Below are 26,907 nucleotides of genomic sequence, written 5' to 3'. Positions count from 1 at the left end.
GGCGCTCGGGTCACTGCGAAAGTCCCTGACCACCCACGCAACGATCACCTTGCAAGGGCCGGCGTCGCAGTTCCCCGAGCCCCTGGTGGTGCACCACGTGCACCACGTGCACCACGTGCGCCCGCGCGGCGGAGCCGGGGATCAGCTCGGGTATTCGTTGACGGTCATCGGGGTGAGGGCGACCTGGTCGACCAGGATGCTGTTGCTGCTCCCGGCCGGGATGCTCACCGTCACGGTGTTCGTCCCGGCCTGCAGCTCCGGCCATATGTTGGTGCTGTACCAGGCCTGGGCCGGGTCCACCCCGGCGCCGGAGTAGTTCTTCACGACGATGCCGCCGTCCCGGTCCTTGCCGTTGACCGCGACGGCCGCGTTGAAGTTCTGGCCGGTGTTGTTGAAGTGCAGCCAGAACTTGTACGCGCCCGCGCTCGGGGCCGTGAACGTCCAGGTCACCGAGGAGCCCGCGGTCAGCGTCAGGTAGCTGCCGTCCGCCGACTTGGCGCCCTTCACGCTGTTGCCCGAGGGGGCGTTCTGGCCCTTCAGTGCGCTCGCGTCCGCGACCGGCTTGCCGTCCGGGGTGGCGCTCGCGGAGGGCGAGGCGGACCCGGAGGAGGCGGTCGAGGGGTTGACCGGGGCGCTGCTGCCGCCGGTGGCCTTGTCGTCCTTCTTGCCGCCGTCGCCCATCGAGAGGGCTACCCCGGCGCCGATCGCGATCGCGGCGACCACCGCGACGGCGCCGATCACCACGCCCTTGCTGCGCCCGGCCGGCTGCTGCTCGCCCGGCTGCGGGCGGGAGTGCTCGGCGTACCGGGGCGCCGGCGGCTGCGGGATCTGGGCGGTGACCTGCCGCGGCGGGCCCGGGAGGGTCGGCGGCTGCGCGGGCTGCTGACCGTACTGCGCGCGGCCGACCTCGACCGGGCGGGAGTAGGAGGAGTCGCGGGGCCGGCTGGCCACTTCCTCGCCGTCCGCAGGACGGTAGAGGTACGCGAACGGGTCTTCCTTCGCCGCGTCCTCGGGCGCTCCGTTACTGCCGGCCGTCGTCACGGTGGTCAACTCCCCATCGCAGCACTCCGTACGGCGGCCGAACGCCGTACGGGCAGATGAACGCTCGTACCAGGCGAACCCTACCTGCCGAGCGCGACGCGGCGGAAAGTCGGTTCGCGGCCCGCGCAATCAGGAGGACCGGTGGAGAAGCCGTACGGAGAGGTTCACCCCGCGCGCCGGTGCGAACGCTCGCCCCGCGCGCCCCGGGCCGGGCCGCCGCGGGCCCGCTTCTCGTCGTACATCCGCTCGTCGGCCACGTGCAGCACCTCCTCGATGCTCATCCCGCAGCCCGCCCAGCCGATGCCGAGGCTGACCCCGACCCGGGTGGTCCGGTTGTCGATCCGCATCGGCGGGATGATCGCGTTGCGCAGCCGTCCGGCCAGGTCCTTGGCCTCCTCGCGGCCGATCCCGTCGGCCAGCACCACGAACTCGTCACCACCGAGCCGGGCCACCGTGTCACCCTCGCGGACCACCTGCTGGAGCCGTCTGGCCACCTCGATCAGCACCCCGTCGCCGGCCTTGTGGCCGAACCGGTCGTTGATCGACTTGAAACCGTCCAGATCGCAGAAGATCACCGCGAGCCCCTTCTCGGCCGTGCCCGGCCTGATCGAACCGCCCCACAGCTCGCTCCCGCCCGGCAGCTCGGCCGGGATCACCGCGTGCACGTGGTCGGCCGGCACCTCGGTGCACTCCCGGGGGCGGCCGAACTGCTCCCGGTCGGGATAGGGCGACCGGCCGAAGCCGTCAGGGGTCCCGTAGCCGTGCGGCAGCGCGATCTGGCCCCCCTGGCCGTCGAAGGCGCCGTGCGCCCCGTACGAGGCTGCCTGACCGGCGTACGCGGGCTCTGTGTCGTGGCGCTCCTGCTCCGGGTGCACGGCGGGTGCGCCGGGCGCCTGGGCGCACAGCCGGCGGCCGAGCCGGGTGCGCAGCTCGGCGCTGTTCGGCAGCCCGGTGAGGGCGTCGTGGCTGGCCCGGTGGGCGAGCTGGAACTCGTGCCGCTTGCGTTCCTCGATGTCCTCGACGTGGGTGAGCAGGAAGCTCGGGCCCTCGGCCGCGTCGGCCACCACCGAGTTACGCAGGCAGACCCACTGGTAACCGCCGTCCCGGCGGGACAGCCGCAGCTCGGCCCGGCCTCCCTCGGCACTGGTCCGGTTCAGCAGCTCCAGGTCGTCGGGGTGCACCAGGTCGGCGAACCGCTGCTGCCGCAGGGTGGCCCGCGGACGGCCGAGCAGCCGGCAGAGGGCGTCGTTGACCCGGGTCAGCTGGCCGGTGCCGGCCCCGTGCAGCTCGGTGATGGCCATCCCGCTGGGGGCGTACTCGAACGCCTGCCGGAAGCTCTCCTCGCTGGCCCTGAGCGCCTGCTGCTCCTTCTCCAGCCGGGCCAGCGCCCGCTGCATCTCCGCGCGTAGCCGGGCGTTCCCGATGGCGATCGACGCCTGGAGCGAGAACATCTCCAGCGCCTCCCTGGTCCACGCCCCGGGCCGCTTGCCGCTGCGCGGGCGGTCCACCGACAGCACGCCGAGCAGGTCTCCGCCGGCGCTGTACATCGGGGCCAGCAGCACGTCGGCCGGGTGCCAGTCGTTGGTGTACACCGGCAGCGGGCCGTCCCCGGTCCAGCTCGGGATGTCGGTGCCGATCGCCCAGCCCCGGTCGTACGGCAGGAAGCGCAGCGTGCCCCAGTGGTCGCTGACGCTCAGCATCCGCTCCCAGGACTCCCGCGAACCGACCTGACCGAGCAGCACCGCGGGGCCGCCGAAGGCGCTCTCCTCGAGCTCCCAGACCGCCGCCACCACCAGGTCGCCGTCCGGCCGCACCAGGCTGACCGCCGCGGCGTCGAAGCCGAGCCCGTGCACGGCACCCTCGACCACGGCCTGCAAGGTCCCGGCCAGGCTGCGGGCAGCGTTGAGGTCCGCCACGACCCGGTGCAAGGTGCGGAGGGTCGCGAGGCGGACGTAGGGCTCCGACTCGGCTTCCATGCGGGGGCTCCCCGGCTGCTTCGGATAGTTCTTGATGGTTATCGTCCGATTGCCAGAAGAACTGAATCACAGGGAGCACAACGTTCGGCACGCTCGGTCAACAATAGGTCACCACTTGTGACCCAAATCACACAATGCACATGACCGAAACCGCAGCTCACCCGCCATGGAGATGACATCTCCGGACAATCGCGACCATTGGCGGTTCCGGTCGTCCACGGCCCGGACCGAAGGCCGCCGCCGGTTCAGCCCTCCGACCCAGCGGTCCTACGACCACGGCCCGATGCCGCCCGCCCGGCCGGACGACTACCGTGCGGTACGTGCAGACGTCCCCGCAGTCCTCCACCACCAGCCCGGCCGCCACTCCCGAGGAGTTCCGCGCGGCCCTCGGCCAGCTCGCCTCCGGCGTCGCGCTGGTCACCGTCCACGACCCCGAGGACGAGGAGGACGCCGGCATGACGGCGACCTCGTTCCTCTCGGTCTCGCTGGAGCCGCCGCTGGTGCTGGTCTCGGTCCGCGAGGACTCCCGGATGGACGAGGTGCTGACCCGGTCCGAGCTCTGGGCCGTCTCGCTGCTCGGCGAGAACCACCGGGCGGTCGCCTCCCGGTTCGCCATGAAGGGGCGGCTGAGCGACCGGCTGCTGTTCGCCGACACCGCGCACCACCGGGGCGCACACACCGGGGCGCCGCTGATCGACGGGGCGCTCGCCACCGTCGAGTGCCGCACCGTCCAACGCATCCCGGCCGGCGACCACGTCCTGCTCCTCGGCCACGTCCTCGCCGCCACCGTCACCGCCCCGGGGGCCGCCCCCCTGCTCTACCACCGCGGCGGCTACCGCCACCTCGCCTGAACAGGTCCTCCGGGCTCGGCGCTGCGCCTTTGGCAGGGCGTTCGGGGCTACGGTCCAGGGGCTCGGGGAACTGCGAGGAGATCTGCCGTCCGGGTCACTGCGAAAGTGCCTGACCACCTACGCGACGATCACCCTGAACGAGGCCGGCGTCGCCCACGCGGCGGAGCCGCACAACAGCAGAGCCCCGAGCCCCTGGACCGTAGCCGGATGAGCACCTGCAAAAGTTGAGCTAGTCGGCCGCAGGCCGGCTGCGGCCCTGCTTGAGGTCGGAGCGGTGCCGCTTGTTGGAGAGGCGGCGTTCGATCATGCCGCGGGTGGGCTTGGTCTTGCGGCGGGTCTTGGGCGGCGGGGCGGTGGCCTCGCCGAGCAGGGCGGCGAGCCGGGCCGCGGCCACCTCGCGGTTGCGCCACTGCGAGCGGTGCTCGGAGGCCCGCACCACCAGGATGCGGCCGTCCACCAGGCGGTTGGCGAGCCGCTCCAGGGCGCGGTCCTTCCAGACCTGGGGCAGGGCGTCCGAGGCCGCCAGGTCGTAGCGGAGCTCGACCTGGGTGTCGGAGGTGTTGACGTGCTGGCCACCGGGGCCGGAGGAACGGGAGAAGCGCCAGACGAGCTCGGCGTCGGGGACGACCACCGATCCCCGGACGCGGATGGGCTCGGGCATACGCCCATCATCTCCCGCCACTGCGGCGCGGTCACCAGGTTTACGCCTGGGAGGATGGGCGGTGTGATCGAGCTCGGCTACGCCCTCTCCAACCGTTTCCCCGACCCTCCGCAGACGGACTACCGGACCGCACCGGTCCGCAGCCTGCGGCACGACCTGTTCTGCGGCGACGTCTACCTGGATGCGGACGGCGCGGAGTTGTCCACAGGCTGGGGATGGGTGCCGGTGCTGGACTTCGCCTGGGCGCTCTGCGACACGGTCGAGCACCTCGACCAGGACCGGCGCGGCAGCCGCTCCGCCACGGTGCAGACGTACGACCTGGACTTCACCCAGAACACCGAGCTGCTCCGGTTCGCCCGCCGGTTCGGCCTGGTCGAGATCAGCGCGACCTGGCTGCCGGACGAGCCGATCGCGGTGGTCCGGCACGCCGATCTGCGACGGGAGGCCCGGGACTTCCTCCAGGACGTCCTGGCCGACCTGTTCGACCTGCACGAAGGACTGGCCGACAACCCGAACATCTGGACGGTTCAGGGGAAGTTTCCCCGGGTCTGAGCCCCCTTCGGGGTCCCGGCATGAGAAATTGGCGGCCGCGGCAGGAACCACCGGCCCCGCCGCTCGCGTTCTTCCGACAAAAGCGACGAAGGGACACCACACCATGCCAGTGAGCCTCTCCAAGGGCGGCAACGTCTCGCTCACCAAGGAGGCCCCCGGCCTCACCGCGGTCAACGTGGGCCTCGGGTGGGACGTACGCACCACCACCGGTGCCGAGTTCGACCTGGACGCCAGCGCCATCGTGCTGAACGCGGAGGGCAAGGTGCTGACCAACGAGCACTTCGTCTTCTTCAACAACACCAGCGCCCCCGGCGGCACCGTGGTGCACACCGGCGACAACCGTTCCGGTGAGGGTGCCGGCGACGACGAGGTCATCAAGGTCAACCTGGCCGGCCTGCCGGCCGAGGCGGCCCGGATCACCTTCCCGGTGTCGATCTACGACGCCACCACCCGCGGCCAGAGCTTCGGCCAGGTCCGGAACGCCTACATCCGGGTGCTGAACCAGGCCGGCGAGGCGGAGATCGCCCGCTACGACCTCTCCGAGGACGCGGCCACCGAGACCGCCATGATCTTCGGCGAGCTGTACCGCAACGGCGCCGAGTGGAAGTTCCGCGCCATCGGCCAGGGCTACGCCTCCGGCCTGGCGGGGATCGCCCAGGACTTCGGCGTCAGCATCTGACGTTCCGACACGACCGAGGGGCGCGAGGATCACTCCCCGCGCCCCTCGGTCGTACCCGGGGTCAGCCCAGCTCGGCCCGGAGCTGGGCGACCTGGATGATCTCGGTGTCGTCGTGCGGGGTCAGGTCGACCACCTCGGGCCTGGCGTGCTGCTCGTCCGGCTCCGGAGCGGCCACCGGCTGCTCGGCGGGCTGCTGCCGGGCGGCGTAGCGGGCGCTCTCGGCGAGCGCCTCGTCGCCGAGCACGTCGGCCAGGTCACCCTGGGCGCCCAGCTCCGTCACGCTGCCCACGGCGGGCGCCGGGGCGGCCGCCCGGACGGCGGCGGCACCGGCCGCACCGCTGCGGCCGAAGAAGCTGAAGTTCGGCACCCGGGAGGCGGGCCTGGCCCGCTGCCGGACCGCGACCACGGACTCGGCCGAGGCCCCCGGCGCGGACAGCACCGGCCGCTCCGGCGCGGCACCGAGCTGACGGACCGTCGGGACGGTCTCCGGCAGCGCGGCCGGGCGGAGCACCACGGCGGCCCGCTGGTCGCTCTCCCGCCGGGCCTCGGCCCGGTCGGCCTCCTGCTCCAGCTGCCGCAGGACGGACGCCGCGCGGACGTAGGCGGCCGGGGAGGCGGGGTACTTGGGCCGGGCGGCGGCCAGTGCCCGCTGGTGCGCCTCGGCCTCCTTGAGGGCCTGCTCGGCCACGCTCACGGCCCGCTCCCGGAGCAGCCGGGCGATCTCGGTCTCGGCCTTGGCCAACCGGGACTTCTCCGCCGTCAGCCGGCGGCCGAACCGGGTGGCCCGCTCCTCGGCCACCTCGGCGGCGTACTCGGCCTCGGCGAGCTGCTCCTCGAAGCGCTCCTCGGACCGCTTCCGGCGGGTGGCGGCCAGCTCGGCGGCCACCCGGGCGGTGCGGTCGCGCTGGCGCAGCACCACGCCGACCCCGACCGCGGCGAGCACCGCCGCGATCCCGACCGAACGCACCACGAGGGTGTCCGGACTGGCCGCGAGTGCACCGAGGGCGGCGACGACGAGTACGCCGATGGCGATCGGCGGCACAGAGCGGCCGAGGAGTGAGGAGTGCCGGTGGCGTCCGCGAGACATGCCAAAGAAACTAGCGTGCGAATTGGGGCGCTGTCAGCCTGGGTTCGTTTTCCGCTCTTGACAGTCCGTCACGGCCACCGCCGGTGACCGGTTCCCGACGCCCCGTCAGCGCGGCGAGGGGGCCGGGCCGGTCGGCCCCTCGTGGTCCTCCGGGAGCCGGCAGACGTGCTGCAGCCAGAGCGCGGCGGCGACCACCGCGGCCCCGGCCAGCACGGCGAAGCCGGCGGTGATCGCCTGCGAGGAGCGGGCCGGGTTGTCCAGCTGGCTCAGCAGGTGGATGCCGGTGCCCGCGTACACGCCGGTCATCAGCGCCGAGACCAGGGCGCTGGCCTGGGCCAGCACCACCGCCCGGGCGGCGGCCAGCGGGTCCACGCCCTTGGCGCCGGGCTGCCGCTCGCGGACCGCCTTGAGCCGGGACCGGAGCGAGATCGCGGTGGCCAGCAGGACGACCGCGACGGCCGCGAGCACGATCGGGGCGGCCGCGGGCACGCCGGGCAGGTGGCCCAGCGAGTCCCACAGCCGGGCACCGGCCCAGGCGAGCGCCGTCGCCACGGCGGCGATGGCGAGCAGCAGGCGGAGGCGGAGCGGCTTCACGGAGGTCCTTCCCGGCGGGTGAACGGGCGGTGCGAGATCCTGACGGCTGGTCAGCCCACCGTACCGGCGCTCACCCGGTCCGACGGCCGACCGGATCGGGAAGTTCCTGGACCCGCCGGCGATCGGCGGGTCTCACTCGGGCAGCCGGAGCTGGATGTCCTCCCGGCGCCGGACGCTCTGACCGGGCAGGTCGGCGATCTCCTTGAGCAGGTCGGCCACCCGGCCCAGGCCCGGCAGCTCGCCGTCCGGGTCGGCGTCCTGCCACGGGGCGAGCACGAAGGCCCGCTCGTGCGCCCGGGGGTGCGGCAGCAGCAGCTCCGGCTCGTCGCTGGTGACGCCCTCGTACGCCAGGATGTCGACGTCCAGGGTGCGCGGGCCCCACCGGACGGTGCGGACCCGGCCGAAGGCGTCCTCGACCGCGTTGGCGCGCTCCAGCAGCGAGTGCGGCGGCAGCGTGGTGCGCAGCACCACGACGGCGTTGAAGTAGTTGGGCTGCTCGTCCGGGCCGCCCAGCGCCTCGGTCTCGAACACCGCGGAGACGGCGGTGATCCGCACCCCGGGAGTGTCCTCCAACGCGTCCACCGCGCCCTGCAGGGTCTCCAGGCGGTTGCCCAGGTTGCTGCCGAGGGCGACCACCGCGCTGCGCGGGTTGTGCAGGGTCGAGTCGGCGGTGTCCACCCGGCGTTCCAGGTCGAACGTGGTCGGCGAGGCGGTCGGGTCGCTGGTGCTCATCAAGATCCCTCTGCGGCTTCGGGGGCGGGACGGGGCACGGACGTCACGCGCGGCCCCGGTGGATGGTGATCGTGACGTCGTCGAACGGGACGGTGATCGGGGCGTCCGGCTTGTGCACGGTGACCTCGACCTCCTCGACGGCGGCGTGCTTCAGGCACTGGTCGGCGATCCGCTGGGCCAGCGTCTCGATCAGGTCGACCGGCTCGCCGGAGATGATCGCGGTGACCTCCTCGGCCACCACGCCGTAGTGCGCGGTACGGGTCAGGTCGTCGCCGGAGGCCGCCGGGCGGGTGTCCAGGTACAGCACCAGGTCGACCACGAAGGTCTGGCCCTCGATCCGCTCGCGCTCGAAGACGCCGTGGTGACCCCGGGCGCGGAGGCCCCGCAGTGTGACGCGGTCCAGCAACTCACTTCTCCCATGTGGACAGGCCCCGCGCAGGGCGGGGCGCCGGGCCTCGTCGCCCGCGACCTTCGAATCTACCTGCGGGCGACGACGAACCCCGACCGTCCTACCCGGCACCGCGCGGCGCCACGCGCGCCGGAACGGCCATTGACGTGAACATCCGGTGCACGTCGCGACAACACTTCCGGCCAGGGCCGGATTCCCTGCCACCCTGCTCGGGCGTCAGTCCTCTTCCTCGTCGTCACCGCTGGTCAGCACGGGTGAACCGTGGTGCGACCAGAGTTTCCAGCCGGCCGGGGTCCGGCGGAACAGGTTGGTGGAGACCACCTTCCCACCCACCAGCGGGCCGAGCTCACCGTCCTCCTCGGCCTCCCCGCCGGACAGAATGTTCTCGGTACAGGTGACCAGGGCCACATCGCCCTGCACCTCGCACTCCACATCGGTCAGGAAGAACTGGATGTACTCCGTGTTCATCATGATCAACATGTACGAACGGGTCACCTGGGCCCGGCCGCGCAGCACCGGCCAGCCGGGGTGCACGCAGACCGCCCCGGTCTTGTCGTCCGCCTCACCGGGGCCCAGCCAGGCGGCCTCGACGCCCTCCAGGTCCCCGTTCTCCAGCGCCTCGTAGAGCGCCTGGTTGGCTGCCAGGACGGCGTCGCGGTCCAACGCCGCCGCCGTCGCCCGGTCATCGGTCGACCTGCCGTCACCCGCCATGCTTCCTCCGCAGTGCCAAGCCAGCATCCCCTCCGGGGCCCATCTCACCGCCCCCTTCGTGCCGCCCGTTCCCAGGCCGCCACCACTCGTACGGCATCGGCGGTGCCGGCCACGTCGTGCACCCGGACCGCCCACGCACCCGCCCTGGCCGACAGCACCGAGACGGCCGCGGTGGCGTCGTCCCGCTCCCTGGCCGGGCGCGGCTCCCCGGTTCCCGGGTTGGCGAGCAGCGTACCCAGGAACCGCTTGCGCGAAGCGGCCACCAGGACGGGCCGCCCGAGCGCGGTCAGCTCGGCCAGCCGGCCGAGCAGGGCCCAGTTGTGCTCCTCGGTCTTGGCGAAGCCCAGACCCGGATCGAGCACCAGCTGATCCTCCCTCACCCCCGCCGCGGTCAACGCCGCCATCCGGTCCTTCAGTTCGGCCACCACGTCGGTCACCACGTCCTGATAGACCGCCAGCTTGTCCATGTCCGCCGACTGCCCGCGCCAGTGCATCACCACGAACGGCGCCCCGGTGGCCGCCACCACCGCTGCCATCCCCGGATCGGCCAGCCCGCCCGACACGTCGTTCACCAACCGGGCCCCGACCGTCACCGCCTGCTCGGCCACCGCCGCCCGCATGGTGTCCACCGACACCACCACCCCCGCCGCCGCAAGCTCCCGGACCACCGGGATCACCCGCCGCAGCTCCTCCTGCTCCGTCACCCGCCGCGCCCCCGGCCGGGTCGACTCCCCACCCACGTCGACCAGGTCGGCACCCCGCTCCGTCAACGCCAGCCCATGCGCCACGGCCGCCGCCGGGTCCAGCCACAACCCCCCGTCCGAGAACGAGTCGGGGGTCACGTTGACCACCCCCATCACAGCGCAGCGATCAAGACGCGGAAGCCCGGGCAGGTTGCTCATCCGGCCATTATGTGTGGCTCCACCACACCGGCGCCGCCGCCCTTTCGGCAGGTGCTCAGCCCGCTACGGTCCAGGGGCTCGGGGCTCTGCTTTTGTGCGGCTCCGCCGCGTGGGCGACGCCGACCTTTTGGCAGGTGGTTCGGAAGAGTCAGGGGCTCGGGGAACTGCGACGCCGGCCCTTGAAAGGTCACCGTTGCGTAGGTGGTCAGGCACTTTCGCAGTGACCCCGGCGCCAGATCTCCTCGCAGTTCCCCGAGCCCCTGGGTAGTGCAACCGGACGCCCTGCCAAAGGTGCAGCCCCGAGCCCCCCGGGCAGTGCAACTTCCCTAGGCCGCCTTCGGCAGCGGCGCAGCCTCCGGCATCAGCCCCTGCCGCTGCCGCTTGCGCCCGAACCTCGGCATCCCCAGCGTGATGAACGCCTCCGCCTGCATCGCGGCGAAGCCGATCCGCGGCAGATCCCTGGTCTGCGGATACACCAGGAACCGCGGCTCCCACTCCGGCTGGAACTTCGCGTTGAACTTGTACAGCGACTCGATCTGGAACCACCGCGAGGAGAACACCAGCAGCCCCCGCCAGGCCCGCAGCACCGGCCCCGCCCCGATCCGCTCCCCGCGCGCGAGCGCCGAGCGGAACATCGCGAAGTTCAGCGAGACCCGCCGCACCCCGAGCGCCGGCACGGCCTGCAGGGCCGCCACGATCAGCAGCTCGTTCAGCCCCGGGTCGGCCGCCCGGTCACGCCGCATCAGTTCCAGCGAGATGCCGTCGGCACCCCACGGGACGAAGTGCAGCACCGCCTTGAGGTCGTCGCCGCTCTCGCCCTCCTCGGGGGCCTTGTGGGCGGTGACCACCACGCAGTCGTCGTCGCCCGGGTCGCCGAACCGGCCGAGCGCCATCGAGAAGCCGCGCTCGGTGTCGGTGCCGCGCCAGCGGGCGGCGGCGTCGGCGATCCGGTGCTTCTCCTCCTGGCTGAGGTCCCCGACCCGGCGGACCTGGCAGGAGTAGCCGTTGCGCTCGATCCGCTTGACCATCTGCCGGACGTTGCGCATCGCCCGGCCGGAGAGCGAGAAGGTGGTGGCGTCCACGATCGCCTCGTCGCCGAGCTCGATCGCGTCCAGGCCCGCCTCCCGGGTCCAGATCTCGCCGCCCAGCTCGCTGCAGCCCATCACCGCGGGCACCCAGGCCCGCTCCCTGGCCTCGGCCATGAAGAGCTTGATCGCCCCGGGCCACGCCTCGTAGTCGCCGACCGGGTCGCCGGAGGCGAGCATCACGCCGGAGACCACCCGGTAGGAGATCGCCGCCTTGCCGGTCGGCGAGAACAGCACGCTCTTGTCCCGGCGCAGCGCGAAGTAGCCCAGCGAGTCCCGGGCGCCGTGCTTGTCGAGCAGCGCCCGGACCTTGACCTCGTCCTCGGCGGTCAGCTCCGGCTGCGGCCGCTCCGGCCGCAGCGCCAGGTACGCGGTGGTGCCCGCGGTCAGCAGGCCGAGCGCGCCCAGCGAGTAGCCGACGTACCAGGCGACCCGGTCGTTGCGGTAGTCGATCGGACCCTCGAAGCCGAACAGGCCGTACGCCACGTGCTGCAGCCGCTCGAACAGGCCCGGGTCACCGATCTCGGCCCCGTGCCTGACGCCGACGATCACCAGGCCGAGCCCGACGCTGACCAGGGTCAGCAGGACGAACGCGACCACCGCCCGCCAGCGGGTGCGCGGGTCGGCCTTGGCGTAGAACTCGCGGTGGTGCACCAGCAGCACCACGAACAGCACCAGCGAGATCACCGCCGGACCGACCTGGTGCCAGCGCAGCAGGTGCAGGCCGGCCCCGATCGGGAGCAGCACGCAGACCGCGCGCCAGGCCCGGCGCTTCCGGCGGCGCAGGGCGTGCGCCAGTATCACCAGCAGCAGGCCGACCATCAGGGTGCCCGCCGCGGCCAGCGTGGTGGTGCCGCCGGGCAGCTGCCCGGCCAGCCAGTGCATCTTGGTGTTGCGCAGCTTGGGGAACACCGCACAGGCGATGTCGACGAGACCGATCAGCAGCGCGGCGTACCCGACCGCACCGGGCAGCCAGGCACGGGGCACCGAGGCGGCCTGCGTCCGCAGGTGCTGGAACCTGCGGCGCGGCTGCTCCCCCGGCGCCTCGACGGACGGCTCAACGGACACTGGAACGCTCATGGAGAGTCAGCGTAGGTGCTGCGGCGGTCCGTTCTGTCACTCCGTAGGAGGAGTCGTGATGAACCTTCATGACAAATCCTTGATCTGGCAATCGGACCGTCAAGTTGGAGCCCCAGTACGGTCGTTGCTGGAGCCCCCGGCGACGGCAGAGCCCTGGGGACGGGTGTGCCCGCCCCGCCGAACGGCGGGTGCGGGCCTGGTGGTGCACGCGGGGCGCGGATCGGCGCCGCACACGGGTGGACGCCGCATTCTAGGCCCTCGGTTGCGCCCCCGGAGCCCCGGCGGCGGCTACCCGTCCGGCGCAGCTCCGGTGGCCCCGGCCCGGCCGCTCGCCACACGATGTTCCGGGACCCCGGTGCGACCGGAACGGGCCACGCCACCGACCGGACCACCGTGCTGACGGACGTTCAGTAGGAGAGATCCATGCTCAGTACCCGTGCACTCTTCCACCAGATCTACGCCCACGACGAGGCGTACCAGCTGTTCTGCAGCGTCGCGGCCGGCGGCGAGGACCAGGGCGGCTGGGAGAACGAGCGGATCACCGAACTCACCACCGACCCGGTGCTCGCCCCCAAGATCGCCCGGCACGGAGCGGACGAGCGCAAGCACGGCCGGATCTTCACCCAGCTGCTCAACAAGCGCGGCCTGAGCAAGGTCTCGATCCCGCTCGACACCGACTACTGCATGCTGCTCGAACGCCAGGGCATCGGCCTCTCCCACCACCGCCTGAAGTCCGCCACCCCGCTCGACGACCGGGAGATCATCACCTACCTGGCCCACAGCCGGGTCACCGAGCAGCGCGCCTCGGAACAGATGCGGCAGCTGGTGAGGGCGTACAGCGCCAACCCGGAGCTCGGGAAGGCGCTCCGGATGATCTCCGCCGACGAGGACAACCACCTCGCGTACTGCCACGAGGAGCTGCTCCGGCTCGCGGCGGCGGGCCACGAGCCGTACATCCGGCACACCCTGGAGTCGATCGCCCGGGCCGAGATCCGCACCCACCGCGACGTCGGGCTGGCCGTGATGGGCGCGATGGGACGCATCCTCCGGTGGCCCCGCCACCAGCGCCTCCTGCTGGCGGCCGGCCTGCACGTCCTCTACCTCTACGAACGCACCGTCGGCTGGCGCCGGATGGTCACCCTCGCGATGCCCGCCAAACGCAACGCCCTCGGCTGAGGCCGCCTGCCTCCGGGCATCAGCCAGGCACTACCCAGGGGCTCGGGGAACTGCGAGGAGATCTGGCGCCGGGGTAACTGCGAAAGTGCCTGACCACCTACGCGACGATCACCTTTACCGAGGCCGGCGTCGCAGTTCCCCGAGCCCCTGACTCTTCCGAAGCACCTGCCAAAGGGTCAGAGTCACCCCGGAGGGCCGGCTACCGCCCGATGATCAGGCTCATCGCCTCGGCGCGGGTGGCCGGGTCGCGGAGCTGCCCGCGGACCGCGGAGGTGATGGTCTTGGCGCCGACCTTGCGGATGCCCCGCATCGACATGCACATGTGCTCGCACTCGATGACGACGATGGCACCCCGCGGCTCCAGGATCCGCATCAGCGAATCCGCCACCTGGCTGGTCAGCCGCTCCTGGACCTGGGGGCGGCGGGCGTAGACGTCGACCAGGCGGGCCAGCTTGGAGAGGCCGGTGATCTTGCCGCTGGTGGACGGGATGTACCCGACGTGCGCGACGCCGCGGAACGGCACCAGGTGGTGCTCGCAGGTGGAGAACACCTCGATGTCCTTGACCAGCACCATCTCGTCGTGGCCGAGGTCGAAGGTGGTGGTGAGGACGTCCTCCGGCTCCTGCCAGAGCCCGGCGAATATCTCCTTGTACGCGCGGGCCACCCGGGCCGGGGTCTCCAGCAGGCCCTCGCGGTCCGGGTCCTCACCGATCGCGAGCAGCAGCTCGCGGACCGCGTTCTCGGCCCGCTTCTGGTCGAACGTCCCGATGGCGGCGGCGTCCTGCTCCAGGGTCACCGGGTCGATCATCTGTGCCTCGCTTGGTTCAAGGGGAAGGGCCGACAGCACGAATGCCGCGCCTCCAGGGTACAAACCCTGGTGGCGCGGCATCCATTCCGTACGGTCGGTCAGCTCTCGGCCGGGGCCTCGGGCTGCTTGACCGTGTCGACCACCGGGGCGGCGATCTCCGACTGGGCGGCGTTGGTGAGCGCCAGCTCCTTCGGGGACTGCACGGGCGGACGGGTGGACGGCGTACGACGGGACGAGCCCGTCCAGGCCGGCCGGGCCGGGCGCCTGACGATGGAGCGGAAGATCTCGGCGATCTGCTCCTTGTTCAGGGTCTCCTTCTCGAGGAGTTCCAGCACCAGGTTGTCGAGCACGTCGCGGTTCTCGACCAGGATCTCCCAGGCCTCGTTGTGCGCGTTCTCGATCAGCTTCTTGACCTCCTCGTCCACCAGCCCGGCGACCTCTTCCGAGTAGTCGCGCTGGTGGCCCATCTCGCGGCCCAGGAACGGCTCGGAGTCACTCGTGCCGAACTTGATCGCACCCAGCCGCTCGGTCATCCCGTACTGGGTGACCATGGCGCGGGCGGTGGCGGTGGCCTTCTCGATGTCGTTCGAGGCGCCGGTGGTCGGGTCGTGGAAGACCAGCTCCTCCGCCGCGCGCCCGCCCAGCATGTACGCCAGCTGGTCGAGCATCTCGTTGCGAGTGGTCGAGTACTTGTCCTCGTCCGGGAGCACCATGGTGTAACCCAGGGCCCGGCCGCGGGACAGGATGGTGATCTTGTGCACCGGGTCCGCGTTGGGGGAAGCCGCCGCGACCAGGGCGTGACCGCCCTCGTGGTACGCGGTGATCTTCTTCTCCTTCTCGGACATGATCCGGGTGCGCTTCTGCGGTCCGGCAACGACCCGGTCGATGGCCTCGTCCAGGATGTTGTTGTCGATCAGCTTCTTGTCCGAACGGGCCGTCAGCAGGGCGGCTTCGTTCAGGACGTTGGCGAGATCGGCACCGGTGAAGCCGGGGGTGCGCTTGGCGACGGCCTTGAGGTCGACGTCCGGCGCGACCGGCTTGCCCTTCTGGTGCACCTTGAGGATCTCCAGGCGGCCCATCAGGTCCGGGCGGTCGACCGCGATCTGGCGGTCGAACCGGCCGGGGCGCAGCAGCGCCGGGTCGAGGATGTCCGGGCGGTTGGTGGCGGCGATCAGGATGACGCCGCCCTTCACGTCGAAACCGTCCATCTCGACCAGCAGCTGGTTGAGGGTCTGCTCGCGCTCGTCGTGACCGCCCCCGAGGCCGGCCCCGCGGTGCCGGCCGACCGCGTCGATCTCGTCGACGAAGACGATCGCCGGAGCGTTCGCCTTGGCCTGCTCGAACAGGTCGCGGACCCGGGAGGCACCGACACCGACGAACATCTCGACGAAGTCCGAGCCGGAGATCGAGTAGAACGGGACGCCCGCCTCGCCGGCCACGGCACGCGCCAGCAGGGTCTTGCCCGTCCCGGGCGGGCCGTACAGCAGCACGCCCTTGGGGATCTTGGCACCGACCGCCTGGAACTTGGCCGGCTCCTGCAGGAACTCCTTGATCTCGTGGAGCTCCTCGACCGCCTCGTCGGCGCCTGCGACGTCGGAGAAGGTGGTCTTCGGGGTGTCCTTGGTCAGCAGCTTGGCCTTGGACTTGCCGAACTGCATGACCCGCGAGCCGCCACCCTGCATCTGGTTCATCAAGAAGAGGAAGACCAGCACGATGATGACGATCGGCAGCATCGACAGCAGGACGCTGACGAAGGTCGACTGCTTCTCGGGGACGACGGTGTAACCGTTGGGAACCAGGCCGGGGTTCTTGCTCAGGTCGTCCGCGACAGCGGCGCCCTGGTCTCCGATGTACGAGGCCTGGAACTTGGAGCCGGAGGGAACCTTGCCATTGCTGCCAACCGGCAGCTTCTGACCGTCCCTCAGCTCGACCTTGATCAGATTCGAGTCGCCGGTGGTGATCTGCACCGACTTCGCCTGATTGTTGTTGATCGCAGCCACGATCTGGCTGGTGTCCACCGTCTTGGAGCCGCTCGAGTCGGAGACGACCTGCATCAGCACAATGACGGCTAGGACGGCCAGCACGATCCACATGATCGGCGCACGGAAGTATCGCTTGACGTCCATCCATGCGGGGCGTTTCCGCCCCGTCCCTCCTGCCACTCAACGGCGCTGCACGGCTGTGGGCCGTCGGCGCATTCCGGGTATGTGCTCATCAGAAGAGCGGTTGATGGGACCGTACCGCAGTCCTCTCCACCCGAGGCGAGAGCACCACGACTACGACGTATTTTCCTACCCCGGCACAACGGGCGGGAACATCGCACTGTTCCCGCCCGTCGCCCGATTGGGGCAGCTGTTGTCGGACGGTCCGTCAGCCCCCGTAGACGTGCGGGGCCAGCGTGCCGATGAACGGCAGGTTGCGGAGCTTCTCCGCGTAGTCCAGGCCGTAGCCGACCACGAACTCGTTCGGGATGTCGAACCCGACGTACTTGACGTCGATCTCGACCTTGGCCGCGTCGGGCTTGCGGAGCAGCGTGCAGACCTCCAGCGAGGCCGGGCCGCGCGAGCCCAGGTTGCCCAGCAGCCAGGACAGCGTCAGGCCGGAGTCGATGATGTCCTCGACGATCAGGACGTCCCGGCCGGCGATGTCGGTGTCGAGGTCCTTCAGGATCCGGACCACGCCGGAGGACTTGGTGCCCATCCCGTAGGAGGAGACCGCCATCCAGTCCATCGTCACCTGCGAGTGCAGCGCGCGGGCCAGGTCGGCCATCACCATCACGGCGCCCTTGAGCACGCCGACGATCAGCAGATCCCGTCCGGCGTAGTCCTGGTCGATCCGCTCGGCCAGCTCAAGCAGCTTGGCGTCGATCTCGTCCTTGCTGATGAGCACCTTCGCCAGGTCGGCGCCCATGTCGTTGTGATCCACCGGGGATACGTCCTCAAACGTTCGGGGTCCTGTGTCGGCGGCGGCCCTGCGACCAGGTGTTCACTCGTCAGTCGCTCTGTCGCCGAAACACCAGCGTGCCACACCTACGGGTGACCTCCACGCCACCGGGTAGGTGCAACGGCCCCTGGCCGCGCCAGCCGGTCACCAGCAGGTCCACGGTTTCCAGGTGACGGGCGAACAGGTCACCGGCCGGGCAGCCCGCCCTGAGCGCGGCCCGACGGAGCAGGCGGCGGCGGACCGCCGAGGGCAGTTCGGCCAGCTTTGTGACGTCCAGCGCCCCTTCGGCCGTCCGGAGGTCGCGCTCGGCCAGCGCGGCCCACTGGTCCAGCGCGTCCGCGTCGTCCCGGAACAGCCGGGCGGTCCTGGCCAGCGCCTCGACCACGCCGGCGCCGAGGTGCTTCTCCAGCACCGGCAGCACCTCGTGCCTGACCCGGGAGCGGGTGTAGGCCGGGTCGCTGTTGTGCGGGTCGTCCCAGACCGGGATCGACTGGGCGGAGCAGGCCTGCCGGGTGGCGGCCCGGTCGAGCTCCAGCAACGGGCGGCGGTAGCGGCCCTTCTGCGCGGGCATCCCGGCCAGCGAACGGGAGCCGGAGCCCCGGGCCAGACCGAGCAGCACGGTCTCCGCCTGGTCGTCCCTGGTGTGGCCGAGCAGCACGGCCGCCGCACCGAGCCGCTCGGCGGCGTCGTCCAGCGCGGCGTACCTGGCCTCCCGGGCGGCGTTCTCCGGGCCGCCCTGACGGCCCACCAGGACCGGGACCGCCTCCACCGGGTCCAGGCCCAGCTCGCGCAGCCGCTCGGCGACCTGCTGGGCCCGCTCGGCCGAACCGGCCTGGAGTCCGTGATCCACCGTCACCGCACCGACCCGCAGGCCGAGCTTGGGCGCCTCGAAGGCGGTCGCGGTGGCCAGTGCCATCGAGTCGGCGCCGCCGCTGACCGCGACCAGCACCAGCGGCGAACCGGGCGCGGCGGGGGTGCGGGGCAGGCCGGAGGGGTGTCGGCGGGCGTTGCCGATCAGGGTGGTGGCACCGGCGGCACCGCTCAGGGCGAGCTCGGACGGACGGCTGCGGGGCGCCCGGGCGGCCGGGGTGGTCTCGCCCAGGTCTGCGGCGAGTTCGGCGAGGGTACGGCGGACGGCGAGGCGTATCGCCGCGACAGCGGGGTGTGGTCCCACGGGTAAGCACTCCTTGGCGGAGAGGCGGAGCAGATGGTGACGCGGCGTCAGCGCACGGTCACCGGGTGCTCACAGATGGTCGCAGAATCCGGGCACCGGCTACGCCACCCGCGCCACCGGTACGACCACCGTCCCACGTACGAGTGAATGAAGAAACGTTCATCCGCAGCCAACGGGTCAACCGGCGCGAACGTACGGACGACCCGGTCGCCCGGTCCGGTCTCAGGCGGTGACCCGGGCCACCCAGGCGCCCGGATTGTGGATCTCGTCACGGGTCGGCAGCGTGTTCGGCGAGGTCCAGACCCGGTTGAAGCCGTCCATCCCGACCCGGTCCACCACGCCCCGGACGAAGACCGCCCCGTCCTGGTACTGCCGCAGCTTGGCGTCCATCCCGAGCAGCCGCCGGACCACCAGGTCCAGCCGGCCGGCGCCACCGGCCCGGCGCCGCTGGAACTTCTCCCGGATCTCCGCCACGCTCGGCACCACGGCGGGGCCCACCCCGTCCATCACCACGTCGGCGTGCCCCTCCAGCAGGGACATCACCGCCGTCAGCCGGTTCAGGGTGTCCCGCTGCTGCGGGGACTGGACCACCTCCAGCAGACTCCCCCGGCGCTCCTCCCCACGCCCGGCCAGCAGGTCCCTGGCCCGGTCCAGCAGCGCCACCGGGTCGACGTCGGTCTGCGCCAGGAAGGACTGCACCTCGGACTGGATGTGGTCGCGCAGCCACGGGACGGCGGTGAACTGGGTCCGGTGGGTCTCCTCGTGCAGGCAGACCCAGAGCCGGAAGTCGTGCGGGTTCACGTCCAGCTCGCGCTCGACCTGGACGATGTTCGGCGCCACCAGCAGCAGCCGCCCCGGGGTCAGCGGCGGGAGCGCCTGCCGCGGCGTCTCCAGGATCCCGGCCGGGCTGTCCGGCGCCACCGGCAGCGCACCGGGGAACTCGGCCGGGGCGAAGGTCTCGTACTGACCGAGCACCTTCCCCGACAGGAACGCCAGCACCGCACCGACCTCGACCCCGGTGGCCTTCTCACCGAGCGAACCCAGCGCCGCCGAACCGGGTGAGTCCGAGCGACGCGACTGCAACTTCTCCACCAGCGGCCGGACGATGGTCCGGAAGCCCGCCACGTTGGCTCTGATCCACCCCGGCCGGTCCACCACCAGCACCGGGGTGGCGGCCGTGGTCAGCAGGCTGCTCGATCCCATCCGGGTGAAGGCGCGGACGTGCTCCTCCGCCTCCAGCGCGTGCCGCCGGAGCTCCGAGACCACCGCCCGCGCCTCGGCCCGACTCACCTCCGGGCCCGACCTCGCCAGCCGGGTCGCCGTCGCGACCGCGAGATCCCAGTCGACCATCCCAGCCCCGCCGCTAGCGCTCGTCATGCCCTCACCGTACGGGACCACCAGCGGCTCGGGCAGATGCTTCGGAGGCTGCGCCTTTGGCAGGGCGTCCAGTTGCACTACCCAGGGGCTCGGGGCTGCGCCTTTTGCAGGGCGTCCGGTTGCACTACCCAGGGGCTCGGGGAACTGCGAGGAGATCTGGCGCCGGGGTCACTGCGAAAGTGCCTGACCACCTACGCAACGGTGACCTTTCAAGGGCCGGCGTCGCAGTTCCCCGAGCCCCTGACTCTTCCGAACCACCTGCCAAAAGGTCGGCGTCGCCCACGCGGCGGAGCCGCACAAAAGCAGAGCCCCGAGCCCTTGGGTGGTGCAACCGGGCGCCCTGCAAAAAGCTGAGCACCTGCCTAGTGGCAGCCGCAGGTGGCGAGTTGGCCGACGACCCGGTCGACGGCGGCGCGGGCCGCGTCGGGTGTGGCCGTGGTGCGGGTCATCAGGGCGAAGGCGAGTGCCCGGCCCTCGGCGTCCAGGACGGTGCCCGCCAGGGTGTGGATGCCGCTGCCGGCCAGGGTGCCGGTCTTGGCGCGGACGATGCCGATCCCGTTCTGCGCCCGGGTCGCGACGCCGAACCGACTGAGCAGCGTCCCGGTGAAGCCGGCAATCGGCAGGCCGGTGAGCACCGGCCGCAGCCGCGGCTGCTCGGGCGATGCGGCCAGCGCCAGCACCTTGGAGAGCACCAGCGGCGAGATCTGGTTGCCGGTGTGCAGACCGCTGCCGTCGTGCAGGACCACGCCCGCCATCGGGACGCCGAGCTTCTCCAGGGTCAGCCGGGTGGCGGCGAAGGCGCCCTCGAAGCTCGGGGGCTGCTTGGCGGCGATCGCGACCTGACGGGCCATCGCCTCGCTGAGGGTGTTGTCCGAGGTGGTGAGCAGGCGTTCGACCAGCCGGGCGACGGTGGGCGACTCGACGGCGGCGACCGGCTGGGCGCCGGCCGCGGCGACCACGCCGGGCTTGGGCTTGCCCTGGACGGTCACGCCCTCGGCACCGAGCGCCGCGGCGAAGGCGTCAGCGGCCTGGCCGGCCGGGTCGAAGACCCGGGCCGGGGCCTCGTCGGGGGACTTCGGGTCGATCCGGCCCTCGTTCACCATCAGCGGGGTGACGGTGGCGATGTTCATCGCGTCGTGCTGCGGGTGGTTCGCCGGGCCGGTGTACATCGAGACGTCGAAGCCGAGCTTGACCGAGCTCAGCCCGGCCGCCTTGAGGGCCGCGGCGGTCCGCTTGGCCAGCTCGGCCACGGTGGCGGGGGCGGTGTCGGGGTCCACCGGCAGGCCACCGACCTTGACCTGGTCGACGGGCAGCGTGGAGAGGGTCGGGTCGCCGCCGCCGACCAGCACGATCTCGTCCGGTGCGGTGCCCTTGACCACCCTGGTGGTCAGCCGGGTGTCGCCGGGGATCAGCTCGAGCGCGGCCAGCGCGGTGAGCAGCTTGGTGGTGGAGGCGGGGGTGGCCGGGGTGTTCTCGCCCGCGCCGTACAGCAGTTGGCCGGTGGCGCCGTCGGTGATGGCGAAGTTGAGGGTGCCGAGCGCCTTGTCCTGGAGCAGCGCGGCCAGGTCGCGCTGGAGTCCGGCGGTGGTCGGCATGCCCTCCGCCCCGGTCGTACTGGCGGCCAGCACCGGGCCGCCGGTGGCAACGGCCTTGAGCCCGGCGGCGGTCGGCGGCTGCGGCGTACCGCTGCCGGTCTTCCCGGGCGTCGCACCCGGGCTCGGATCGGCCCACGCCGGACTCAGCGCACTCGCCGTCAGCGCCACCCCGAGCATCCCGGCGACCGCCATCCGGCGACCACGCCCCACCCCTGCACCTCGCTGCACCGACCGGCCCCTTTCCTGAGCACACCCTCCCGTAGGAGACACTTGGATTCTGTCAGTCCCTACCTTGGAGGAACCGTTGGAGTTCGACGTCCTGATCGAGATTCCGAAGGGCTCGCGGAACAAGTACGAGGTCGACCATGAGACCGGTCGCCTCCGTCTGGACCGGATGCTCTTCACCTCGACCCGCTACCCGGCCGACTACGGCTACGTCGAGGGCACCCTCGCGGACGACGGCGACCCGCTGGACGCGCTGGTCATCCTGGAGGAGCCGACCTTCCCGGGCTGCCTGATCAAGTGCCGCGCCATCGGTATGTTCAAGATGACCGACGAGGCCGGCGGCGACGACAAGCTGCTCTGCGTCCCGGCGACGGACCCGCGCTGGGAGCACCTGCAGGACATCCAGCACGTGTCGGAGTTCGACCGCCTGGAGATCCAGCACTTCTTCGAGGTCTACAAGGACCTGGAGCCCGGCAAGTCCGTCGAGGGCGCCGACTGGGTCGGCCGCGTCGAGGCCGAGGCCGAGATCGTCGCCTCGGTCAAGCGCCACGAGGAGTCCGGCCACTGAGCCCGGCACCGACACCGGCCCGACGGGCCACCCCGGCCGGGGCGAGCAGAGATGCTCGCCCCGGCCGTTTTTCTGCCCTTCGACGGCAGCCGGTACCGATGCGGGCGGCGCGGTGCCGACACTTTTCCCGACACCCTGTCGGCATCATGTTGACTTAGGTAAGGCTAACCATAAGAATCAGGGCCAGCATCCGCCCCAACCGGAGGTCCGCATGACCAGCCCTGAGCCCACCCCGTTCTCCGTCGTGCTGCGCACCGCCAGCGCCGCCGAGCACGAGGCCGCCGAATCCTCCTCGTTCATGGGGCACCTGCTCAACGGGCGGCTGGGCGTGGAGGCTTACGCGGAGCTCTCGGGGCAGCTCTGGTTCGTCTACCGGGCACTGGAGGGCCGGGCCGCCGAGCTCGCCGAGCACCCGGTGATCGGTCCGTTCATCGACCCGGCGCTGTTCCGCACCGCCGCCCTGGAGGCCGACCTGCTGCACCTGCGCGGCGCCGACTGGCAGGCCGGGCTGACCGCCTCGCCCGCCACCGCCGCGTACGTGGCCCGGCTGGAGCAGTTGATCGACACCTGGCCGGCCGGGTACCTGGCCCACCACTACACCCGCTACCTGGGCGACCTGTCGGGCGGTCAGATCATCCGTGGCATAGCCGAGAAGACCTGGGGCTTCGAGAAGAAGGGCCCCGGGGTGCACTTCTACGTCTTCGAGCAGGTCGAGAACCCGGCCGCGTTCAAGCGCGACTACCGCTCCAAGCTCGACGCGGCCGGCCAGGCGCTGGACGAGGTGGAGCGCCGCCGGGTGACCGACGAGACCAAGAAGGCGTTCACGCTGAACGGCGCGATCTTCTCGGACCTGGACCTGCGCTACCCGCTCAGCGCCTGATTCCTCAACGCCGCTGCCCCCTGGTGAAGTTCACCAGGGGGCAGCGGCGTCTGCCCGGTCCTACCTGACGGTGCGACGGCGCAGCAGCACCGTGGTGCCGCCACCGAGCAGCAGCAGCCCGGCCGCCGTGGCGACCAGCGGGACGATCGGGGTGTCCATCCCGGTGGAGGCCAGCTCACCGCCGGTGGAGCCGCCGCTGCTGGTCAGCACCGCGCCGCCGCCGGTGCTGCCGCCCGGGGCCGGGGCGGGGGTGACCGTACCGCCGGTGCCCGGGGCCGGGGTGGGCACCGTGGCGCCCTTGTCGAAGACCAGCGAGGCGGTGACCGGGTCGAGCGCCGCACCGGCCTGGTAGAAGCCGCTGAAGACCGAGGCGCCCTCGGCCGTCAGGGCGGCCGGGAGCTGATTGAGCGTCACCACGCCGTCGACCGGGGCGAAGCCGGCCTTGGAGACGTCCAGCGCGGCGACCTTGGCGCCCTTGAGCTCGGTCACCTTGCCGTCCAGCGCCTTGGACTTCACGTCGGCGGTCAGGAACGCCCCGCCCTGGTCCACCCGCAGGCCGAGATCCGCGAAGGTCAGGTCGAGCTCGTAGCCGCCGTCCTTCGGGTGGGCCAGGAAACGCACCGAACCCTTGAACGCGGCCGTCACCACATGCGTCTTGGTGTTGTACGCGCCGCTGCCGCCGCCGAACCGGAAGTCGGCCGCACCGCCGCCGAACTCCACCTTGCCCGCAGCGGCCGGCGTCTTCAGGTAGGCGCGGAAGGACTCCTTCACGCCCCAGTCCAACGCACCGTCCAGGATGGGCAGTTCGGCGGGCGTCTGGGTCGGCGAGGCACTCGCGGACGGCGAGGCGGGGGCGGACGGCGAGGTGCTCGCCGACGGCGAAGCGGAGGGCGACGGGGCGGTCTTCCGGAAGGCGAGCGTGGCGCTGACCGGGTCGAGCGCGGTACCGGCGCCGTAGAAGCCACCGAAGGCCGCCGCACCGTCGGCGGTCAGGGTGGCCGGCAGCTCGGTCAGCGTCACCACCCCGTTGACCGGCGCGAAGTTGGCCTTGGACACGTCCAGCGCGGCTGTCCGGACGCCCTTGAGCTCGGTCACCTTGCCGTCCAGCGCCTTGGACTTCACGTCGGCGGTCAGGAACGCGCCGCCCTGGTCCACCGCGACGGCCAGGTTGGCGAAGGTCAGGTCGAGCTCGTAGCCGCCGTCCTTCGGGTGGCCGAGGAAGTGCACCGAGCCCTGGTACCCGGCCGAGACGGCGTGGGTCTTGGTGTTGTACGCGCCGCTGCCGCCGGCGAACCGGAAGTCGGCCGCGCCGCCGCCGAACTCCACCTTGCCCGCAGCGGCCGGGCTGGTCAGGTAGCTGACGAAGGACTTCTTGACGCCCCAGTTCAGGACGCCGTCCACGATCGGCAGTTCGGACGGCGCGCTCGGGCTCGCCGACGCAGAGGCCGAAGCCGAAGCTGAGGGAGAGGCCGAGGCGGACGGGCTCGCGGACGGCGACGGCGTCGACTTGGTCAGCACCAGCTTGACCGGGTCCATCGCCGCACCGGCCTGGTAGAAGCCGCCGAACGCCTTGGAGCCGTCCTCGGTCAGCGTGGTCGGGGTGGCCACCCCGGTGGTGGTGTCGCGGCCGACCGCGAAGGTGACCAGCGGGACGTCCGAGCGCGTGACCAGCTTGGTGCTCTTCGCCTTGGTGGTCGGGTCCTCGGTGGTCTCGGCGGTCACCGCGTCCACCGTGATGGTGCCGGTGGAGCCGGCGGTGGTGAGCTTGAAGTCGGTCAGCGCGATGTCCAACTGGCCCTGGTGGCCGGTGAAGTGGAGTCCGCCGGTGAAGGCGCCGCTGATCGTGTGGGCGGTGCCGTCGTATGCGCCGCTGCCGTCCAGGTGGAAGCTGCCATCGGCGTTCCGGGTGGTGCCGCCGGTCAGCTCGATCTTGCCGCCCTGGGAGGCGGGGCCCTCCAGGTACCTGCGGAAGGACTCCTTGACGCCCCAGTCCAGCGAGCCCTGGTCGTAGACCACCGTGGCCGGCCCGGCCCCGAACGCCACCGAGGGCATGCCGACGGCGGTCAGACCGAGCCCGACCACGACGGCGGCCAGGGCCGGAAGGGGGGTGCGGTTGCGGCGGGCGCTCTTGGCGGTGACGGACATGGTGCTGGTACTCCTTCAGGAACGGCGGCGGGGAAGAGTTCAGACGGTCCGGCGACGCCGGACCAGCAGGGTGACGGCCACGGCCGCACCGGCGGCCAGCGCCCCGCCGCCGACGGCGATCCACGGCCAGGGCGAGGATCCCTGGCCGGTGACCGCCGCGACCGGCGCAGCGGACGCCGGGGCGGCGGGGGTGGCGGGGGTGGCGGTCGGGGTGCTGCCGAGGTTCGGCAGCGGGGGGAGGGCGGCGGCCGGGTCGAGGGCGACGGCGAAGCTCAGCGGGTCCATCGCGGTGCCCGCCGGGTAGAGCCCGCCGAACGCCTTGGCGCCGTCCTCGGTGAGCAGCAGCGGGAGTTCGGTCACCTTGAGCAGACCGCCCTCGGGCTTGAGCGCGGCCGCGTCGAAGGTGCCGAGCGGGACGGCCGGGAGCTGCTGGGCCGCACCGCTCACGGTCCTGCCGGACACGTCGGCCAGCAGCGTGCCCTTGCCCCCGGCCACCTTGACCGCGGGGTTGGTCAGGCTGAGGTCGAGCCCGTACGCGTCGCCGGTCCTCAGGCCCCGGAACCGGACGGTGCCGGTGAAGGCGGCGGTGAGTTCGCCGGTGGCCGGGTCGTAGCTGCCCTTGGCCGGGGTCCAGCGGAAGAACGCGCCGCCGTCGGCGGCGCCGTCGGCCGGCTGCCAGTCGCCCTTGGCGATGGTGCCGGTGACGTAGTCCCGGAAGGTCCGGCGGACGCCCCAGTCGAGCGCGCCCTGGGCGAACTCGGTCCCGGTCACGGCCGGCGGGGCCGCCGGGGTCTCGGTGGCGGCGGCCGGGGGCGGCGGCGTGGTCGCCGGGGTGCCGGCCGGCGGGGTGGCCGGGGCGGCCGGGGTCGCAGCGGCGGCGGCCTTGACGTCGACCGAGACGGTCAGCGGGTCCAGCGCGGTGCCGGCGGTGTAGAAGTTGCCGAACGCCACCGCGCCCGAAGCCGTCAGCGTGGCGGGCACGTTGGAGAGCGTCAGGGTGCCGGAGCGGCCGCGCAGGTCGAGCCCGTCCAGGCCGAGGTCGACCAGCTTGGCCTGGGTGGCGTTGCTCACCACACCGGTGTCCTTGGCCTTGCTGCTGACGTCGGCGTACAGGCCCGCGCCGCTGCCGCCGGCCTTCAGGGTGAACCGGCCGAGCTTCATGTCGAGGCCGTAACTGCCGTTGGACTCATGCCCCTTGAAGGTGACCCCGCCGGAGAAGGCGGCCGTCAGCGCACCGCTCTCCGGGTCGTACGTCCCGGTCGCCGAGTGGAACCGGAAGGTGCTGCCGCCGACCGTGGCCGCCCCACCGGTGAGACCCCAACTGCCCTTGGCGATCGGGCCGGTGACATAGCTGAGGAAGGACTGCTTCAACCCCCAGTCCAGCCGCCCGCCGGCAACCGTACCGGGCGCCGCCAGCGCCGGGACGCTCGGCAGGGCGACCAGCAGCAGCGACGCGAGCACCGCGACCAGGGTGGCGGCAAGGCGGCGCAGACGTCGCGGTACGGGCATGGCGAAGGGCTCCTCGGCAGCATGGGTTCGGAGTGGGCTCAGCAGAGCCCCCCCTTGCGGATGTCAGGTAAGGCTAACCTAATATATGCGTCAAGAGACACCCCGGGTCCACCACCGCTTCACGGTCCGGACGTGCCAGCACCCAGC

Annotated in this window: 24 protein-coding genes; 6 read left to right on the top strand and 18 right to left on the bottom strand. The window is 71.9% G+C overall.

From position 1 onward, the window contains the following. Nucleotides 1-141: 141 nt before the first annotated feature. Both OHV05_RS19495 and OHV05_RS19490 read right to left on the bottom strand, forming a co-directional pair. A complete protein-coding gene (locus tag OHV05_RS19495) occupies nucleotides 142-1,050 on the bottom strand; it encodes a hypothetical protein (protein ID WP_405018816.1) in 909 nt (302 codons plus the stop codon). 155 nt (nucleotides 1,051-1,205) lie between these two features. Further along, nucleotides 1,206-3,017: a diguanylate cyclase domain-containing protein gene (locus OHV05_RS19490; RefSeq protein ID WP_405018815.1), complete on the bottom strand. Its 1,812-nt coding sequence runs from the start codon at nucleotides 3,015-3,017 to the stop codon at nucleotides 1,206-1,208. Nucleotides 3,018-3,337: 320 nt separating this feature from the next. Here OHV05_RS19490 and OHV05_RS19485 point away from each other — a divergent pair, with 320 nt between their 5' ends. After that, nucleotides 3,338-3,868 (top strand): flavin reductase family protein, encoded by a 531-nt coding sequence (locus tag OHV05_RS19485; protein WP_405018814.1) that lies wholly within the window; start codon nucleotides 3,338-3,340, stop codon nucleotides 3,866-3,868. A gap of 229 nt (nucleotides 3,869-4,097) precedes the next feature. Here the strand turns inward: OHV05_RS19485 and arfB are convergent, their stop codons facing one another. Next, nucleotides 4,098-4,529, bottom strand: coding sequence for an alternative ribosome rescue aminoacyl-tRNA hydrolase ArfB (arfB, locus tag OHV05_RS19480; RefSeq protein ID WP_405018813.1), 432 nt, complete (start codon nucleotides 4,527-4,529; stop codon nucleotides 4,098-4,100). Nucleotides 4,530-4,592: 63 nt separating this feature from the next. Here arfB and OHV05_RS19475 point away from each other — a divergent pair, with 63 nt between their 5' ends. Together OHV05_RS19475 and OHV05_RS19470 are read left to right on the top strand one after the other, a co-directional pair. Beyond that, nucleotides 4,593-5,081, top strand: coding sequence for a hypothetical protein (locus OHV05_RS19475; protein WP_405018812.1), 489 nt, complete (start codon nucleotides 4,593-4,595; stop codon nucleotides 5,079-5,081). Nucleotides 5,082-5,184: 103 nt separating this feature from the next. Beyond that, on the top strand, nucleotides 5,185-5,760 hold the full coding sequence (locus OHV05_RS19470) for a TerD family protein (protein WP_403037040.1): 576 nt from the start codon (nucleotides 5,185-5,187) through the stop codon (nucleotides 5,758-5,760). Between the two features lie 61 nt (nucleotides 5,761-5,821). Here OHV05_RS19470 and OHV05_RS19465 read toward each other — a convergent pair whose 3' ends face one another. The 7 genes from OHV05_RS19465 to OHV05_RS19435 all read right to left on the bottom strand — a co-directional run bounded on the left by OHV05_RS19465 (nucleotide 5,822) and on the right by OHV05_RS19435 (nucleotide 12,360). Beyond that, nucleotides 5,822-6,847, bottom strand: a complete 1,026-nt coding sequence (locus OHV05_RS19465; protein WP_403037038.1) for a hypothetical protein — start codon at nucleotides 6,845-6,847, stop codon at nucleotides 5,822-5,824. Between the two features lie 105 nt (nucleotides 6,848-6,952). Next, entirely contained in the window at nucleotides 6,953-7,441 is a 489-nt protein-coding gene (locus OHV05_RS19460) for a DUF3180 domain-containing protein (protein WP_405018811.1), read from the bottom strand. 132 nt (nucleotides 7,442-7,573) lie between these two features. Then, nucleotides 7,574-8,173 (bottom strand): 2-amino-4-hydroxy-6-hydroxymethyldihydropteridine diphosphokinase, encoded by a 600-nt coding sequence (folK, locus tag OHV05_RS19455; RefSeq protein ID WP_405018810.1) that lies wholly within the window; start codon nucleotides 8,171-8,173, stop codon nucleotides 7,574-7,576. Between the two features lie 43 nt (nucleotides 8,174-8,216). Beyond that, a complete protein-coding gene (folB, locus tag OHV05_RS19450) occupies nucleotides 8,217-8,576 on the bottom strand; it encodes a dihydroneopterin aldolase (protein ID WP_403037416.1) in 360 nt (119 codons plus the stop codon). A 222-nt stretch (nucleotides 8,577-8,798) separates the two neighbouring features. Continuing rightward, nucleotides 8,799-9,293 (bottom strand): nuclear transport factor 2 family protein, encoded by a 495-nt coding sequence (locus tag OHV05_RS19445; protein WP_405018809.1) that lies wholly within the window; start codon nucleotides 9,291-9,293, stop codon nucleotides 8,799-8,801. A 44-nt stretch (nucleotides 9,294-9,337) separates the two neighbouring features. Beyond that, nucleotides 9,338-10,195 (bottom strand): dihydropteroate synthase, encoded by an 858-nt coding sequence (gene folP / locus OHV05_RS19440; RefSeq protein ID WP_405018808.1) that lies wholly within the window; start codon nucleotides 10,193-10,195, stop codon nucleotides 9,338-9,340. Between the two features lie 326 nt (nucleotides 10,196-10,521). After that, nucleotides 10,522-12,360, bottom strand: coding sequence for a phosphatidylglycerol lysyltransferase domain-containing protein (locus OHV05_RS19435; RefSeq protein ID WP_405018807.1), 1,839 nt, complete (start codon nucleotides 12,358-12,360; stop codon nucleotides 10,522-10,524). A 423-nt stretch (nucleotides 12,361-12,783) separates the two neighbouring features. Here OHV05_RS19435 and OHV05_RS19430 point away from each other — a divergent pair, with 423 nt between their 5' ends. Continuing rightward, nucleotides 12,784-13,536 (top strand): ferritin-like domain-containing protein, encoded by a 753-nt coding sequence (locus OHV05_RS19430; RefSeq protein ID WP_405018806.1) that lies wholly within the window; start codon nucleotides 12,784-12,786, stop codon nucleotides 13,534-13,536. A gap of 199 nt (nucleotides 13,537-13,735) precedes the next feature. On the opposite strand, the gene folE is transcribed toward OHV05_RS19430, so the two are convergent. The 6 genes from folE to dacB form a co-directional block, all read right to left on the bottom strand. After that, on the bottom strand, nucleotides 13,736-14,344 hold the full coding sequence (gene folE / locus OHV05_RS19425; protein ID WP_403037018.1) for a GTP cyclohydrolase I FolE: 609 nt from the start codon (nucleotides 14,342-14,344) through the stop codon (nucleotides 13,736-13,738). Between the two features lie 98 nt (nucleotides 14,345-14,442). After that, a complete protein-coding gene (gene ftsH, locus OHV05_RS19420) occupies nucleotides 14,443-16,470 on the bottom strand; it encodes an ATP-dependent zinc metalloprotease FtsH (RefSeq protein WP_405018805.1) in 2,028 nt (675 codons plus the stop codon). Between the two features lie 244 nt (nucleotides 16,471-16,714). Then, nucleotides 16,715-17,269 (bottom strand): hypoxanthine phosphoribosyltransferase, encoded by a 555-nt coding sequence (gene hpt, locus OHV05_RS19415; RefSeq protein ID WP_350670525.1) that lies wholly within the window; start codon nucleotides 17,267-17,269, stop codon nucleotides 16,715-16,717. 67 nt (nucleotides 17,270-17,336) lie between these two features. Next, on the bottom strand, nucleotides 17,337-18,461 hold the full coding sequence (gene tilS, locus OHV05_RS19410; RefSeq protein WP_405018804.1) for a tRNA lysidine(34) synthetase TilS: 1,125 nt from the start codon (nucleotides 18,459-18,461) through the stop codon (nucleotides 17,337-17,339). A 222-nt stretch (nucleotides 18,462-18,683) separates the two neighbouring features. After that, nucleotides 18,684-19,838 carry a zinc-dependent metalloprotease gene (locus OHV05_RS19405; protein WP_405018803.1) on the bottom strand — a complete coding sequence of 385 codons (1,155 nt, stop codon included), beginning with the start codon at nucleotides 19,836-19,838 and terminating at the stop codon, nucleotides 18,684-18,686. A gap of 362 nt (nucleotides 19,839-20,200) precedes the next feature. Further along, nucleotides 20,201-21,643, bottom strand: coding sequence for a D-alanyl-D-alanine carboxypeptidase/D-alanyl-D-alanine-endopeptidase (gene dacB / locus OHV05_RS19400; RefSeq protein WP_405018802.1), 1,443 nt, complete (start codon nucleotides 21,641-21,643; stop codon nucleotides 20,201-20,203). A 94-nt stretch (nucleotides 21,644-21,737) separates the two neighbouring features. On the opposite strand from dacB, the gene OHV05_RS19395 reads away from it, so the two are divergent. Both OHV05_RS19395 and OHV05_RS19390 read left to right on the top strand, forming a co-directional pair. Further along, nucleotides 21,738-22,226, top strand: a complete 489-nt coding sequence (locus tag OHV05_RS19395; RefSeq protein ID WP_405018801.1) for an inorganic diphosphatase — start codon at nucleotides 21,738-21,740, stop codon at nucleotides 22,224-22,226. A gap of 211 nt (nucleotides 22,227-22,437) precedes the next feature. Then, the gene (locus tag OHV05_RS19390) at nucleotides 22,438-23,106 is read left to right on the top strand and encodes a heme oxygenase (biliverdin-producing) (RefSeq protein ID WP_405018800.1); all 669 of its coding nucleotides are present in this window, start codon (nucleotides 22,438-22,440) and stop codon (nucleotides 23,104-23,106) included. Between the two features lie 60 nt (nucleotides 23,107-23,166). Here OHV05_RS19390 and OHV05_RS19385 read toward each other — a convergent pair whose 3' ends face one another. Both OHV05_RS19385 and OHV05_RS19380 read right to left on the bottom strand, forming a co-directional pair. Beyond that, nucleotides 23,167-25,251 carry an HtaA domain-containing protein gene (locus tag OHV05_RS19385; RefSeq protein WP_405018799.1) on the bottom strand — a complete coding sequence of 695 codons (2,085 nt, stop codon included), beginning with the start codon at nucleotides 25,249-25,251 and terminating at the stop codon, nucleotides 23,167-23,169. A 39-nt stretch (nucleotides 25,252-25,290) separates the two neighbouring features. Beyond that, nucleotides 25,291-26,760, bottom strand: coding sequence for an HtaA domain-containing protein (locus OHV05_RS19380; protein ID WP_405018798.1), 1,470 nt, complete (start codon nucleotides 26,758-26,760; stop codon nucleotides 25,291-25,293). Between the last annotated feature and the right edge of the window lie 147 nt (nucleotides 26,761-26,907).

It is taken from the genome of Kitasatospora sp. NBC_00070 (assembly GCF_045041205.1).
Classification (GTDB): Bacteria; Actinomycetota; Actinomycetes; order Streptomycetales; family Streptomycetaceae; genus Kitasatospora.
The sequence above is the reverse complement of the archived record's forward strand: the minus strand, read 5'-3'. Positions and strand labels throughout refer to the sequence as shown.